This window comes from Terriglobales bacterium (assembly GCA_035764005.1).
Classification (GTDB): domain Bacteria; phylum Acidobacteriota; class Terriglobia; order Terriglobales; family Acidobacteriaceae; genus Gp1-AA112.
The window spans coordinates 1-14,849 of sequence record DASTZZ010000045.1; the positions used below are offsets into that span (position 1 = coordinate 1).

Sequence of the window (14,849 nt, forward strand, 5' to 3'; positions counted from 1 at the left end):
CGCGAACTCGTGCTTGCGTGATCTGACCACGCTCGAAATTCAGCGGTACTTCTCCGGCACAACTCTCTCAACACTCGGCCAAGAATCGAAGGACAAAATCCGCGATGTTCTGTCGAGCATTCTGCGCTCCGCAGTGGGATACGGTTTGTTGGTGAAGAATCCGGTGGAAGGAGTGAGGCTGCCAATTAGCAAGAGAGGAAAGCGCAAAGCGAAACCACACATCACACCAGAGCAGTTTGAGCAGCTCGTGAACCAAATCCCAGAACCGTACTCCACGATGGTGTACGTGGCGGTTTATTCCGGATTGCGCGTGAGCGAGTTGATCGGATTGCGATGGGAAGATGTCCACGCCGATTCCATCACGGTTGATGAGCGCTACTGCCGTGGCGATTGGGGAGAACCCAAGAGCGACTGCAGCAACGCCACAATTGGAGTGGATCGGTCGGTGATCGAACGCATTGAGCGATTGAAATCTTTGACTGTGATCGTGAGAGCAGGACGGGCAAAGCGGCGTTATAAAGCTGTGAAGTCCGCCCGCCCGAATGATCTCGTTTTCCAGTCAGTCAAAGATGCGAAACCGATGCGCGATAACAACGTGCTGGTTCGGTTCATTAAACCCGCTGCGCGAAAGCTTGGCATCGAGTTTGTGAACTGGCGGTCTCTGCGCACGTCTTACGCAACTTGGCTGATCGAGGCCGGTGCGAATCCCAAAGATGTACAAGGCCAGATGCGGCACTCGCGCATTGCGACGACGATGGACATCTACGCACAATTTGTTCCTGAGTCGCAGCAGCGCGCAATCAGCAAAATGAGTGCGATGGTTAAGCAGCGGTTGGCGGCTAAACACGCCACCGAAGCAGCCTCGCCAATGCCTAATGGATCGCAGTTGGTGCAGTGAATTGGAACCAAATGGAACCAAAACAGCGGAAAGGGCACTCGCAAGTGCTTGAAAACATGGTGGCCAGGGACGGAATCGAACCGCCGACGCCAGCCTTTTCAGGGCTGCGCTCTACCATCTGAGCTACCTGGCCAATCTGGAATGCGATTACAGGTTGGAGGCGTCGAACTGCAACGCTGAAAGAATTATAGCAACTCGGCTGCGGCGCATTTGGAACTGGGTTGCGTCGCGAGAACTTTCGGCGTTTGAGGCTCGAGCTTGGGCGTTTGGATCGAGGGCTTTGGGCGGCTGGACGACGAGGAGTACGATAATTTTTTCCGATTCTGACGATAAGAAATGTCGATTTCACATCTCTGCTGGATGGGCGCAGAGTATTAACTTGGAGGGCAATATGGAAACTCGTGAAACCGTCGTACTTTGTCCCAACTGCCGCTGGAGCGCTCGTGGTGAAGACGAGCAGGCGCTGAGCGAAGCCAAAGACTTTCACGCTATGTATGAATGTCCGCTGCCCTCGTCGGCCAGCGCGCATTCGGTGGATGCGCTCGCCAGCTAGCGCTCGCGCACAATCTTCCTAAATCACCGGTGTACGAAATGCAATCTTGGACTGCATTCGTACACCGGTTTCGTTTTTCGCCAAGGCACATCCTGGTTCCCGGAGTTGAGAACATTGTCGGAACCCTACGGAGGGCGGAAACTACGGACCGTCTCCCACGTAGACGTGAGGATCCGCGGCTGTATTGCGCGCGTTTTTGGAAGCCTTCGTGATGTTGATGTCAAAGCAGCTTCCTTTATCAGCATCGCCGCGGACATGCGTGGTGATTAAGTCCGTTGGCGTCGTGGTAGCAATATCGGTGTCGAAGGGCTGTTTGTGCGACGTCTTTTTGGCATCAGACGATTCGCAAGAGGGATCTTCGGTTGGAGCGGCGACAGTAAATTTATCATCGGTATCTGCGATCCACACCACTTTTGTGCCTGGGGCGAGCCAAATGGGATCGTGTTTCCTTCCGCCGTAATAGTCAACTGTGCTCAACGTTACCAGACAGAATTTTTTCGAAGTGTCGTAAAAATCGCACTCAAGGTAATTCGGATGGCTGCGATTGTGCCGTAGCTGCTGCTTCGACTCTGCGCCTTCACCGCCGCGATTTTGCCGTTCGCATCCGAGCTGCACAACTAACAACGCAATCAGGGCCGCAGTGGCCAGAGCGTATCTGCTGATCTTCATCGTTCTCTCCAGATCATTTTGGTTGAGAGCCCAGGAGCCTGGTAAACCGGGGGTCGTGCCGGAGTTCGTCAAATTCGACGGCGCGAGAGATTTCGGCCGTCGAGTAGCCCTTAGCAATCGCTTGCTTGAGCCACTTGAGAGCCTCGTTATACTCCCTCATTTGGCTGTGCACAATAGCGGCGAAGTATAGAGTTTCAGGATCGCTGGGACGGAGGCGAAGGGCAATGTCGAGATTCTGGCGAGCTTTGTCATCGTCCTTCAGCATGGAATAGTACTCGGCTGCTAAGAGTCGGGCATCAGCGTCATTTGGATTGACAGTAAGGTCTTTTTGGGTCAGGCGAAGAGCTTTCTGCAATGGCTCGCGTGCTTGCGAGTGGGTTGGAGGGAAGTAGTAATATGCGCGTCCTAAATTGCCATACGGTTGGATTTCGCTTGGTCCGAGACTAACCGCCTGCTGGAAGGCAGCAATCGCGTCGGGAAATCGCCGCAGAGCCAGATACGCCAGACCCAAATTGGAATAAGCCTCGTAAGTTGGGCGGCCAGCGATCGCGTGCTGCAGCGCCGCGATGGCCTTGTCATATTCACCCGATAGGAAATACGCGCCGCCCAATCTGGACCACGGTCGGGGATCCTCCGAATTCAGTTCGGTTGCGCGTCTGAACTGAGCGCCAGCGTCGGCATAGCGGCCCTGATGACTGTAAAACGTCCCCAGGCGCATGTAACCGATTTCGTAGTTTGGCCTGATCTGGATTTCTTTCTTGTATGCGTCTTCGGCCTGCGCGCGATCCTCGAGGCGTTCGTAGGCGGTGGCGAGTCCAAAGATGGCGTCGTCATTGGTGGGATCTTTGTCCAGTGCCACTCGGAAATTCGACGCGGCCTGCTGATTCTGTCCGCTCCTAAGAAAGAATGTTCCCAGGCAGATGGTTCCCTCGACGCGCTGGGGATCAAGATCGAGCGCGCGCTGACAGGTGTCTTCACTCTGCTTCATCCATCGTGAGTCGCGAGTGTCGCGGTACTTCTCGATGTACGCAATTCCCAATCCGGCATACGCTTCGGAGTAGCCTGGATCGAGCCGAAGTGCCTGCTGAAACTGCGAAATGGCGCCGTCCAAATCTTCGGGATGGCTCTCGTCGTGGAGAAACCCAGTCGCCCGCGTGTATGCCTTGAAAGCTTCAGGATTGGTGGTGCCGTGTCCTTCCGCGCCGATGTTCTTGTGAATTTCGATCTCCAGCATCTGCACGGTTCTGTCTACGACTTCGTCCTGCAGAGCAAAAGGACGATCTCTGCTTACACTAATGTCGCGCGCTCGTAGCAACCCGCGGGTGGCGGCATCGACCAACTCAAGGTGAATGACTGTCTTATTTTCAATCTGCTGTAACGTTCCTTCGATTGCCAGGTTTACTCCCAGTTTCTTGCGCGCATCCATCACGTCGGCAACATGCTCAGAAATCAATTCTCGCGGGGAGACGATCTGAACCTGCTGTGCCGACGTGGCTTCCATCAACTTCGCAGCGACAGTTGCACTGAGTCCCTTATCGAACGCGGGATCGTCGTTATCAATGCCTCGGAAGGGCATCACTGCTACGTACTTATTCGCTGGAACAGGGTGCAGTCTGGAATCTACCCAATCGACGATCCGGCGGTTTTCAAGCCCGATTAGCACGCCCAGAACCAACACTACGATCCCGGCGGTGACGGTTCGTCTAAGACGGCGCGTTGCTCGCCTCGCGACTGCGTCATCGAGGACTTCGAGATCACGCAACATCTCCCGGGCGGATTGGTAGCGCTGCCTCGGATCTTTCTGCAGCGCCTTGAGGATGATCTCCTGCAAAGGCTGGCAGATCTCGGCATTGAACTTGATCGGCGGTGGGACAGGACGATTGAGGATGGCGTCGATTAACAGCGCGCCGGTCTCGCTATAAGGTGGGCGGCCTACGCACATCTGATATAGAACCAGTCCTGCGCCGTAGATGTCGCTTCGCGCATCCGGCTGTGTGCCGCGAAGCTGCTCCGGCGACATGTAGGCTAGCGTGCCGGTCAGAATCGTGCTGTGCGTCTCAGTTGTAAGTTCGTGCGCCTGCTTGGACTTCTCGTCGCCTAAATCTGCTATGCCGAAATCGAGAATTTTCAAGAAGCTCTCGTGGGTGAGGCGCAGATTCGAAGGTTTTAGATCGCGATGAATGATTCCTTTTTCATGAGCAGCCGCCAGCCCACGCAGAAGCTGCATGGTGAGGGAAACAGCTAGAGTTTGCGGCAGAGGGCCGCGACTCAGCAGTTCATCGAGCGAAACACCTTCGATTAGTTCAACGACGAGAAAATCGCAATCATCCTGCGAGTCAAATTCGAAAATAGTCTCGATATTGGGATGGCTCAGGCGAGACAGCGCGATCGCCTCGTTCCGTACCCGGTGACGCGCTACGATGCTGCGAATGCTGCCGGGTGCAAGCAGCTTAATGGCGACGTCGCGTCCCAGGCGCTCGTCATGCGCACGATAGACGATGCCCATTCCTCCTGCGCCGATCTGCTCGAGCAGACGGTAACGCCCGAGCATTCCTCCGGTATGGCGTGTGGGGGCTGACATCAGAAGGGTGTGTTCGCAATCGTAGGATGGTTGAGGGGTAAGGTCAATGAATTACCGGAATGGGCCATGAAGAATCGGGTCATCGGACGATCGGGTCATCGGGCAAAGTGGGTGTGCGCAACGACGAATCAGCAATAGGCAAAAAGCAATAAGCAATAGGTTACAGACTGATAAACCAGGACTCCTTCGGAGCCTATCGCCTACTACCTATCTATTGCCGATTGTTCCTTCTCCTTCACCCGATGACGCGATGACCCGATGACCCGATTCTTCATGCTCGCCATCCTCAAATAGAATCGAACCATGGCTTTTCGCAGCGACAATCGCACGGCTGAGCAGATGCGTCCGGTGCGCATCACCCCTGACTACATCGGCATGGCCGAGGGTTCGGCACTGATCGAGGTTGGGCACACGCGCGTGATTTGTACGGCTTCTATCGAAGAAAGTGTTCCAGGGTTCCTTCGCAATTCGGGAAAGGGCTGGATCACCAGCGAATACGGAATGCTTCCGCGTTCGACGCTCACCCGTACGCCGCGCGAATCCAGCAAAGGCCGAATCGGTGGACGAACTCACGAGATTCAGAGGTTGATCGGAAGATCATTGCGCACGATTTGTGACTTGTCGCAATTGGGCGAGCGCACCATCTTCATCGATTGCGATGTGATTCAAGCCGATGGAGGTACGCGCACAGCGTCGATCACCGGCGCGTATGTTGCGCTCGCGTTGGCTGTGCGCCGGCTGGTCGCGGCGGGGACGCTGAGGAAATCTCCGCTGAGGGACAGCGTTGCCGCTACGAGCGTAGGAATCGTGGATGGCACGATCCTGCTCGACCTCGCGTATGAAGAAGACTCGCGTGCCGAAGTGGACATGAACCTGGTTATGACCGGATCGGGACGCTTCGTCGAAGTCCAGGCAACAGCCGAGCAAGTTGCGTTCGCTGACTCTCAACTCACAGAGTTGATTCGCGTAGCCAAGCAGGGAATAACTGACCTTCTCGCGCTTCAGACGGCTGCGCTGGAGCGGGCGCAGTAGCACCAGGGTTGAGGCTAAGCTACAATCGAATTGCCATCATCTTTATCCCAGCAGCCGACGCCTTCGGCCTGGATTGAGCCTGCAAAGAAGCGGTCTCGACAACATTTCAAAAATCCCAAGGAGGATTCCCCCTGTGAAGTTAACTCCCGGAAAGCTCGCCGGAATGAAAGCGGTCTCCGACGCTCGCGGCGTAATCGCGGCAGCTGCCATGGATCAGCGCGGATCGCTAAAGAAGTCACTCGCCAAGGAAAAAGGCGTGCCTGATGTGCCGGACAAGATGCTGGAGGACTTCAAGACGATCGTCACCGAAGTTCTCACCAAGCACGCCAGCGCCATCCTGCTCGATCCCGAATTTGGATTGCCGGCAGCCAAGAAGCGCAACAAGAAAGCCGGCCTGCTGCTTGCCTACGAGCAAACCGGATACGACAACACTCGTCCCGGTCGCATTCCCGATCTTCTCAACTTCTGGTCGGTGCGCCGATTGAAAGCTGCCGGCGCCGATTGCATTAAGGTCTTGATCTACTACTCGCCCTTTGACTCCAAAGAGGTCAACGAAGAAAAGCACGCGTTCGTCGAGCGCATCGGAGACGAGTGCCGCGGCGAAGATATTCCATTCTTCCTGGAGTTCGTTGGCTACGATCCCAAAGGCGGCGACGAGAAGGGACTCGAGTACGCGAAGCGCAAGCCGGAGAGCGTGATCCGCAGCATGGAAGAGTTCACCAAGGAGCAGTACGGCGTGGATGTCATGAAGGCCGAAGTTCCTATCAATATGAAGTTTGTCGAAGGCGTGAAGAGCAACGCTGGGAAAGGCTCGGCTTACACGCGGAAGGAAGCGATCGAGTTGTTCCGCAAATCAGCAGCCGTATCAAAGAAGCCGTTCATTTATCTTTCCGCCGGTGTCAGCAACAGCGAGTTCTCAGAGACGCTGGAACTTGCCGCCGAATCTGGAGTGAAGTTCAACGGCGTCCTCTGCGGTCGCGCGACGTGGGCGGATGGCGTACCGGTGTTCGCGAAGCAGGGAGAAAAAGCTTTCGCAGACTGGATGAATAACGAGGGCGTGAAAAACATCGAGAATGTGAACGAACGTTTGAAAGCCGCCACTCCCTGGTACCAAGCCTACGGTGCAAAATCAGACGCCGCATTGGCATAAATACATGGTCGATTGACGCAGGCCTGGCACTCGCCGGGCCTTCTTCTTTTCCGGAGACATCGAGAATCTGCTCACCCGCATCGTTGCTGTGTAGAGGTGAAGCATGCCCTGGAAGACTACGCTGCAGCGCGCCAAGAAAGATAAACAAGAAGGAAAAGCCCCGAGTACGCAGGCTGGCGAATTCGTGCATGAAGAAATGGAACACATTCGCCGCGGGAAGCACGGAGCACGCAATACAAAACAGGCAATCGCGATTGGACTGTCGAAGGCCCGGCGAGCGGGAGTCAAACTGGCTGCTCCCAAAGCGGGAACTACGTCGTCGCGCACGCGAAAGCAAGCGAAGCGCGATTTGGCCAAAGCCGCGGTTGGCTCACAAAAGACGTCGCACAAGCGTTCCACGGCTCGCGAGCGTGCACTTAAGCGCGAGCCGCATTCAGCGGCTTCTCACAGTGCTTTATCGAAGCAGGCGCGGAGCGCTGCCGCACGACGTAGTCGGTCATCGCGCAGCGCAGCGGCAAAAAAGGCAGCGTCCACCCGGCAGCATCGCCGCGCTGCTTAGAGTACGAAGGCTTCCGTGACGCGGTCCGTAATTAGCGGTCGCTCGGCACTCTCGTATCTTGACCCTGGCTGCTCGCGCACCTAAGATTGGCGCATTCTGATTATTCCTGCGGTCAGGAGACCTCGTGCGTCGTTCTTTCTTTGCTGTTTTGTGCCTGGCGGTAACTTGTTTGTCTGTCGCTACATTCGCCAAGTCCTCCACTAAAGATCCCCGTTTGGGCAACGCCTACCGCTTTGAACGCGGAGGCTGGATCTACGTGCATCTCGAAGGCTCTCCCAGCAACGTCGGCTATCAGCACGGTTATCTGCTCGCGCCTGAAATAGAAGACGCGCTCAACGCCGTCAAGCTTTTTGACACCCACAGTAGCCAGCGCGATTGGGAGTTCTTTCGCAAAACGGCGCGCGAGGTGCTTTGGCCGCATATCGAAGCCGAATACCGGCAGGAACTGCAGGGAATCGCCGATGGGTTAAAAGCTCGTGGCAGCAAACTGGATGTCTATGACGTTGTGGCGCTGAATGCTTTTGAAGAAGTGCCCGACTACTACGTTCCCTGGCTCAACAAGAAGCAAGCTCTGTTGAATGCTCCCAAGTTGTTCGCGCCCGGGAACTGCAGCGCCTTCATTGCCACCGGCAGCTACACGAAAGACGGCAAGATCGTGATCGCCCACAACAACTGGACGAACTACATGAACGGCGAGCGCTGGGTGATCATGTTCGACATCGCTCCCGAAAAGGGAAACAAGATCCTGATGGATGGCTTTCCCGGCGTGATCACCTCCGACGATGATTTTGGCGTGAACTCTGCGGGAATCATGATCACCGAGACCACGATCACGCAGTTCGAAGGATTCGATCCTAACGGCATTCCCGAATTTGTACGCTCGCGCAAAGCTATGCAGTACGCCAACTCGATCGACGATTATGTGCGCATTATCAAGGAAGGGAACAACGGTGGATATGCGAACGATTGGCTCATCGGCGATCGCAAGACCAATGAGATCGCTTATCTAGAGTTGGGGTTGAAGAACACGCCGCTATGGCGCTCAAAAAATGGATATTTCGTCAGTTCGAACTTCCCCCGAGATTCCAAGCTGATCAAAGAAGAAACTGATTTTGATCCGAATAATGCTGCGACCTCTCCCAACGCCCGCCACACCCGCTGGGAAGAAGTGATGCAGCAGAACAAAGGCAAGATCGACGTCTCAATGGCGCAGCAGTTCCTCTCCGATCATTACGACGCTTATGACAAAAAGGAGCAGCCCGACGAGCGCACTCTCTGCGGACATGCCGACGTGAGCGCTCGTGGAATTGAAGTTTGGGGATGGAATCCGTATTTTCCCGGCGGAGCAGTCCAGGGCAAAGCCACCGACAGCGACATGGCGGCGGGAATGGAGCTGGTTGCACGCGCAGGACACCCCTGCGGCGAGGATTTTCACGCCAAGGATTTCCTCGGTCAGCATCCCGAGTACGCCTGGATGGCTCCATTTCTTCATGACATGAAAGCCGGGCCATGGACGCAGTTCAAGAGCAGCGATCGCGAAAACTCGTCGAGCGCTGGCAGCGCGAAGGCTGACGAAAAATCTGCTGCGAAGTCGACTTTGCCTTAGCTGAGCAGTCCTGCATTCTCATCCAAGTGGTAGGGCATAATGGAAAGAAGAGGATCGAGATGGCAGAGGACTGCAATTCGCTGAAAGACTTCCGCAATTTTCCCGGCATCACCGAGGCCTGGGAGCTGATTAAGACCGGTGTAGTCGTCATTCGCGAGCAAATGTACCGCCTCGAACTTTGGCATTCCTACTCGAATCCCGACATTCCTTTTTACGTCTCCGTATACGTTCAGCAGGACGGCGTTTGGAAGCGCATGCAGGAGCCAATTTTTCCGATCGGACTCGACGCTGATCAAACCATGCGCGAGGCGATGGCGTTCCTTTCTGAGCGCCTGGCCGCCTGAAAGATTAGAAATTCAGTTCCATTTCGGCGCTCGGAAGCAGAGCGTCCATGCTCCTTCCGCAGTCAAGTTATTCCGATTCAATGGCTTAGGGCCTCCACAGCATCTTCTCCAGCTACTCTGGGTTCAATTGAGTGAAACAATTTGCTGATGAAAGAAAGTAGCTGAATGCGAAGGAACCAAATTCAGCTCTTCTGAATCTAATGCTGTTGAGGAGAGAAGCTGGATTGTAAAGAGATTTTCAGCAAATGCTTCTTTCCCGAAGTTTCCCAAGGGGTGTTCGATGAGTCTGGTCAATATGCTCTTCGGTTGCTGGCACAGAAACTATAGCTTCCCATTTACGACCCGCAGCTCTCGTCGTTCTCCAGCTGCGCAGGTGACGGGCACCTATGTTGTGTGCCTGGATTGTGGAAAGGAATTTCCTTACGACTGGAAACAGATGAAGCTTGTCACTGAGCACAAGCCTGAATCGAAGGTCAGGTCCATTGCCGAGCCCGCACGTGTCTTAGCGAAGACTGCCTAATCTGGTTTGTGGTACAGGCTGAGCTGATCCGGGGCTCGGCTCGGCCTGTTTTCATTATTCCGAAGTGAACGCTGCGCCCGTTTTTCGGTGAGCTGGGGAGAGAATCGGTTCGATTGCTGAAGCGAGTCAGTATCGTCGCGGCTTGCCGGGATGGGTGCTTTGCTTCGAGATCAAGCCGAACCCCTCCGCTGCGACGGACGGTAGTGCCTTTCTTCGCGAACTTCGCGCGTAACGAAGCTCTCACGCTGCTGACGATCCGAGTAGTTCACCAAGCAGGCTCAGCAGATCGGTCACGGTAATGATGCCCACCAGCTTTCCATCGCTTTCGGTGACCAGCACAGATGAGAATTTCCTGCTCGTCATGATCTGCACGGCCTGCTGTACCGGAGCGTCGGGATGAATCGTGACTGGGTCTTTGGTCATGGCCAATGTGACCGGCGTCCCCTCGAAAATGCGGTTGTACTCCTCGGAGCTGAGCGGCGAGAGAACCGATGGGGCGAGTCGCGAAACGTCGCGGTCGCTGATTATCCCAACTACTTTTCCTTCCGCCGACACCACCGGCACGTGCCGCTTTCCCGTGCGGCGAATCAGCAGTGCCGCATCCAGCAGACGCGCATCGACGGTGAGGCTCGTGACCGTGCTGGTCATGTAATCGCGAACACGAAACGACGTTTTCTGATGGCTTTCCTTTATCGCGGGCTCCGCCATAACGAAGCGCATGATAGCAGAGGAATCTGCGCTGTAGTTGAGCATTTCGGCAAAAAGCCGAGCTTAACCACAGAAGACACAGAGGAATTAGCAAATCAGACCGTTTGATCCTCTGTGCCCCTCTGTGTTCTCTGTGGTTAACCGGGGTTTATCGCTGGTCTATGGGCACGTAGCGATTGGGGTACTGCGGCCCCACGTACTCGGCGCGCGGTCGAATCAGGCGATTGTCGTCGAGCTGCTCGATGACGTGCGCGGTCCATCCGGCGATGCGCGATGTGGCGAAGATCGGCGTGAATAAATCGATGTCGAGACCTAATGCTGTGTAGGTAGATGCGGAATAGAAATCAACGTTGGCATTGAGCTTCTTTTCGGCATTGATGAACTTCTCGATCTTCCGCGACATATCGAACCACTTCGGATTGCCGCTTGATCGACCCAGGTCCTCCGACATTTTGCGCAGGTGCGTAGCCCGGGGATCTTCGGTCGTGTACACGCGGTGGCCGAAGCCAGGAATCTTCTTCCGATCGGCAAGCATGCTCTTCACATGATCGACCGGATCTTTGCCCGCTTTGTCGAGATTGAACAGCATGCGCATGACCTGCTCGTTGGCTCCTCCATGAAGCGGGCCCTTGAGAGCTCCGATCGCGCTGGTGATAGCGGAGTGCATGTCGGAGAGAGTGGCGGCAGTCACACGAGCGGCGAAGGTAGAGGCATTCAGTTCGTGATCAGCATGAAGAATAAGAGCTATGTCAAGGGCCTTTTCGGCGGTTGGAGAAGGCTTTTCACCGTTGAGCAGCAGTAGGAAGTTGGCGGCATGCGAGAGCTTCGGGTCAGGCGCAACGATCTTCTTGCCCTTGCGGATGCGATCGTAAATCGCAACAATCATCGCGATTTGTGAGGTCAGCGCGTATGACTTCCGTACGTTCGAGTCATGATCGACGGCTTTTTCGTCGGGATCGTAAAATGATAGCGCAGACACCGTTGTCCGCAGAACTTCCATCGGGGTTGCCGATTTCGGAAAGTTTCGCATCATGTCGATGATTTTGGGGTCCAGTACACGCGATTCAGCGAGTCGGTGTTTGAGGTGCTCCAGCTCTTCCCGTTTCGGGAGTTGACCAAACCACAGCAGGTAGCAAACTTCTTCGAATGTGGAATTGTCGGCGAGGTCGTGGATGTCGATGCCGCGATAAGCAAGAATGCCCTCATCGCCGTCAATGAAACAAATACTCGAATTCGCAGCTACGACTCCCTCTAGACCTTTTGTTGCTGGCGTGGTGGACATGGAAACCTCGAAGAGGCTCTCCACCCGAGCAGAACGCAAGCCACTGTCTCAGTGAGCCGCATCGTGAAGAGAGCAACCTTCTTTTATAAACGAAGTTTATAGACGCGGGCAAACTCAATGGAGCAGAGCGAACACGAAGGTCACGGAGGCAACCCCGAGGTCACAGAGGTTGTTTGTGACCTCGGGGTTCTTCCCTAAGCAGGCCAGATAGACAATGCCGTTTTGCTTAGAATCTGTTGTTTTGCTGCTTCGCTGATTGAAAGCGATCGAACGTCTTGTAGATTGCGCTCGATCTCGGGCACTCCGGGTCCGGGCCAGTCTGTCCCGAAGAGCGTCTTGCCTGCGATTTCTTCGAGTCGAGGGAAATACGTCAGCAGGCTCTTGGGAGGTATGCCGCTGATGTCGAGGAACACGTTTGGATGGCGCCGCACCAGGAAGAATGCAGTATTCATCCATAAGGGCCGCCCACCATGTGCCAGCAGGATTTTCAATTTGGGAAAATCGACGGCAACATCATCCACGTAGATGGGATCGCCGAACTTGTTCCTGGCTCCGGGAAAAATTGACGTTCCTGTGTGCACCATCACAGGAATGCCGTTCTCTTCGGCAATTCGATAGATGATCTCCAGTTCCTTGACTCCGTTCAGGTAGTCGTTCGGATAGAGCAACTGATGCGGCGGATGCACCTTAATCATGCGAATGCCAAGGCGGACGAGGTGCTCCATGTCGCGCTGCACGTTGGAAGTGTGCCGCGGGTGAACGCTGCCGCAGGGGATCAAACGCTTCGGATCCACCTCCACGTATTTCGCAATGAACTCGTTCACCTCCGGAGTGAAGCCAATCACTTCCGGCGCGACATAGTTGATCAGTGCGGCACGATCTATGCCGATGCGGTCGAGATACTGCAGAAACTTTTTTGGAGAACGGCAAAACTCGGTCACCTCATCGAAATTCGCGCGTTTCTTCTTCATCGCCGCCAGAGCTTCGGGCTTAAACATCTCAACAGGCTGGATGTGAACGTGGCAGTCGGTGATCATCGCAGCTAGAGTACAGGAACAGACGTTTGATGCGGACTTCGCTCAGTACACTTGATGCCTGAGGAAATAGTTTCTGAGCTTGGAGCTATCTTTGCGGCAGATCCAGCAGGACGACATCGGAACGCTCTTGTACGCGTTCAAGTACAGCCTCCCCTCCACTGGGAGAGATATCAAAGTCTTGTACATCGAAATCGGGAGCGAGCCTGGTTAGTTGTCGCTCCGAGCCAGTCTTCAAATCTATTTCCCACAAATCCTTGTGCTGAAGATCGCCGCGAAGCAGCACAATCGATTGGCCGTCGGCGAGGAAGGCGATGTGTCGAGCGCCGCGAGCAAGCTTGAGGGGAGGCAGCGGATGTGGCGAAGCGTCTGAATTGGCTGCTTCGATAGAAAATGTTGTGCCTATGTCGGGCCCTGAGTACACGACAAAGTTCCCATCGGGAGACCAGGTTGGGTTCAAGGAGTACTCGTGTACAAACGGAGTTGCACCGCGACGGTCCACGGGAATTCTGAATATATGCGGAACCCCATCATCGTTTGCGGCAACGGTGATGGACTTGCCGTCAGGCGTCCACGCAGGGTCTCCTACAAGCTCCAGGGAATCGGAGGTAACCCGCGCTCCGGTGCCATCCGCCTGCATCACGTACAGAAGAGTCCGACCTCTCTGTTTTACGGCGAATGCCACGGTATCACCGTCGGGCGAGATTGCAGGCCCGCCAACGCTGGCCGCATCTTCTCCGCTCCACAATTCGGTCGTGGTGCCGTTCGCGATTTTCCAGATGCTCTCACGCGCTCCCGTCACTGACACATACAGGAGATAGTTAGGTCCAAGCCGCGGCGAGAATCCGGTACTCGTCCTTAGCGAGATCGCGGCGGGATTGCTCTTGTTCCGGTCGGCGAGATCCATATGCCACAGACTTTTTATCGGAGTTGCCAAAGTCGCGACCAGACGCCGACCATCTGCAGAAGCCGCCAGCGAGGTGTATCGTTCAGGTCCGAATGTAAGGCGATGAGAGATGCGACGCTCGACGTTTACGCTATAAATCCATGGACCCGAGCCATCGGCATCGGTTGTGAGATAGGCAATTGTGTTGCGGTTCAGGAAGACTGGATGAGTTACCCGCCCATTGTGGAAAGTGATTCGTTCCGGATTTCCACCTTCACTTGGAATGCGCCAGATATCGAGCTCATCGGGGAGAGATCCCTGTACGAAGTAGATGAACTTCGAATCGGGAGACCATAACGGGAAGTGACAGTGCTGGCCTGCAGGTGCGCTAAGAATCTGCCGAGCGTCCGTCCGATTTCCCGTGCTGGAGACATACAGGGGATCGCCAGGACCGGGCGTGTGATATGCAAGCCGCGAGCCGTCTCGTGACCAGTCGAACTCACCAACATTTTGCAGATAGAGCTTTGGTTCTCCGCCCAGGGTCGGCATCGCCCAGATATTGATGTCACCCTGGCCGGAGCTGTTTTGCGTCCGCGACCAAAAGGTGACCAGAGATCCATCAGGTGAAAACGCGGGATTACGGATCAATGGATTCGAAAGACCTGGCAGGCTGCCGTGCGTCAGGTTATGGAATTCTCCGGAGCCAACCTGAGTCAGCCACACGTCGGTTTGTCCATCACGTTTCGAAAGGAACGCCACAAAGTGGCCATCGCGGGAAAGGGCAGCGGCGTCGCCAACTCCTTCAAAATTGGTGATCGTTTGAAAGCGCGCGTTCGCAAGTGGATTCTTCCAGAAGTATTCGGTTCGCCTTAGCCATACAACGACGCCCATCGCCATAACAGTAGCCATCACTGCTATCTGCCAGACGTGCGGAAAACGAAGCTTTCGCTTTTTCTCTGGCAGAGTGGGCGTAGCTAGAGGCAGCGTAACCGGCGCCGCTGAGGATTGAACTGGGGAGCTGCCGTTG

The 14,849-nt window shown here is 55.2% G+C and carries 13 protein-coding genes and 1 tRNA gene; 7 read left to right on the plus strand and 7 right to left on the minus strand.

Annotated features, from left to right (window positions below):
- Window positions 1-898 (plus strand): site-specific integrase (locus VFU50_07155; protein ID HEU5232622.1); only part of this gene is annotated, 898 nt, incomplete at its 5' end.
- 57 nt (window positions 899-955) lie between these two features.
- Here VFU50_07155 and VFU50_07160 read toward each other — a convergent pair.
- Window positions 956-1,031: transfer RNA gene (locus VFU50_07160), tRNA-Phe, on the minus strand.
- Between the two features lie 258 nt (window positions 1,032-1,289).
- Here VFU50_07160 and VFU50_07165 point away from each other — a divergent pair.
- Window positions 1,290-1,451: a hypothetical protein gene (locus tag VFU50_07165; GenBank protein HEU5232623.1), complete on the plus strand. Its 162-nt coding sequence runs from the start codon at window positions 1,290-1,292 to the stop codon at window positions 1,449-1,451.
- 141 nt (window positions 1,452-1,592) lie between these two features.
- Here VFU50_07165 and VFU50_07170 read toward each other — a convergent pair whose 3' ends face one another.
- Window positions 1,593-2,120 carry a hypothetical protein gene (locus VFU50_07170; GenBank protein HEU5232624.1) on the minus strand — a complete coding sequence of 176 codons (528 nt, stop codon included), beginning with the start codon at window positions 2,118-2,120 and terminating at the stop codon, window positions 1,593-1,595.
- 13 nt (window positions 2,121-2,133) lie between these two features.
- Window positions 2,134-4,701, minus strand: coding sequence for a tetratricopeptide repeat protein (locus VFU50_07175; GenBank protein ID HEU5232625.1), 2,568 nt, complete (start codon window positions 4,699-4,701; stop codon window positions 2,134-2,136).
- A gap of 303 nt (window positions 4,702-5,004) precedes the next feature.
- Here VFU50_07175 and rph point away from each other — a divergent pair, with 303 nt between their 5' ends.
- The 5 genes from rph to VFU50_07200 all read left to right on the plus strand — a co-directional run bounded on the left by rph (window position 5,005) and on the right by VFU50_07200 (window position 9,392).
- The gene (gene rph, locus VFU50_07180) at window positions 5,005-5,733 is read left to right on the plus strand and encodes a ribonuclease PH (protein HEU5232626.1); all 729 of its coding nucleotides are present in this window, start codon (window positions 5,005-5,007) and stop codon (window positions 5,731-5,733) included.
- A 133-nt stretch (window positions 5,734-5,866) separates the two neighbouring features.
- Window positions 5,867-6,883 (plus strand): tagatose 1,6-diphosphate aldolase, encoded by a 1,017-nt coding sequence (locus VFU50_07185; GenBank protein ID HEU5232627.1) that lies wholly within the window; start codon window positions 5,867-5,869, stop codon window positions 6,881-6,883.
- Window positions 6,884-6,986: 103 nt separating this feature from the next.
- The gene (locus tag VFU50_07190; GenBank protein HEU5232628.1) at window positions 6,987-7,442 is read left to right on the plus strand and encodes a DUF6496 domain-containing protein; all 456 of its coding nucleotides are present in this window, start codon (window positions 6,987-6,989) and stop codon (window positions 7,440-7,442) included.
- A gap of 124 nt (window positions 7,443-7,566) precedes the next feature.
- The gene (locus tag VFU50_07195; GenBank protein HEU5232629.1) at window positions 7,567-9,048 is read left to right on the plus strand and encodes a C45 family peptidase; all 1,482 of its coding nucleotides are present in this window, start codon (window positions 7,567-7,569) and stop codon (window positions 9,046-9,048) included.
- A 59-nt stretch (window positions 9,049-9,107) separates the two neighbouring features.
- Window positions 9,108-9,392, plus strand: coding sequence for a hypothetical protein (locus tag VFU50_07200; GenBank protein HEU5232630.1), 285 nt, complete (start codon window positions 9,108-9,110; stop codon window positions 9,390-9,392).
- Window positions 9,393-10,152: 760 nt separating this feature from the next.
- On the opposite strand, the gene VFU50_07205 is transcribed toward VFU50_07200, so the two are convergent.
- From VFU50_07205 to VFU50_07220, 4 genes are all read right to left on the minus strand, one after another.
- Window positions 10,153-10,632: a CBS domain-containing protein gene (locus tag VFU50_07205; GenBank protein ID HEU5232631.1), complete on the minus strand. Its 480-nt coding sequence runs from the start codon at window positions 10,630-10,632 to the stop codon at window positions 10,153-10,155.
- Between the two features lie 136 nt (window positions 10,633-10,768).
- Complete coding sequence (locus tag VFU50_07210; protein HEU5232632.1) at window positions 10,769-11,902, minus strand: citrate synthase; 1,134 nt, start codon at window positions 11,900-11,902, stop codon at window positions 10,769-10,771.
- A gap of 194 nt (window positions 11,903-12,096) precedes the next feature.
- The gene (locus tag VFU50_07215) at window positions 12,097-12,939 is read right to left on the minus strand and encodes an amidohydrolase family protein (protein HEU5232633.1); all 843 of its coding nucleotides are present in this window, start codon (window positions 12,937-12,939) and stop codon (window positions 12,097-12,099) included.
- Between the two features lie 85 nt (window positions 12,940-13,024).
- Window positions 13,025-14,849 (minus strand): LpqB family beta-propeller domain-containing protein (locus VFU50_07220; protein HEU5232634.1); only part of this gene is annotated, 1,825 nt, incomplete at its 5' end.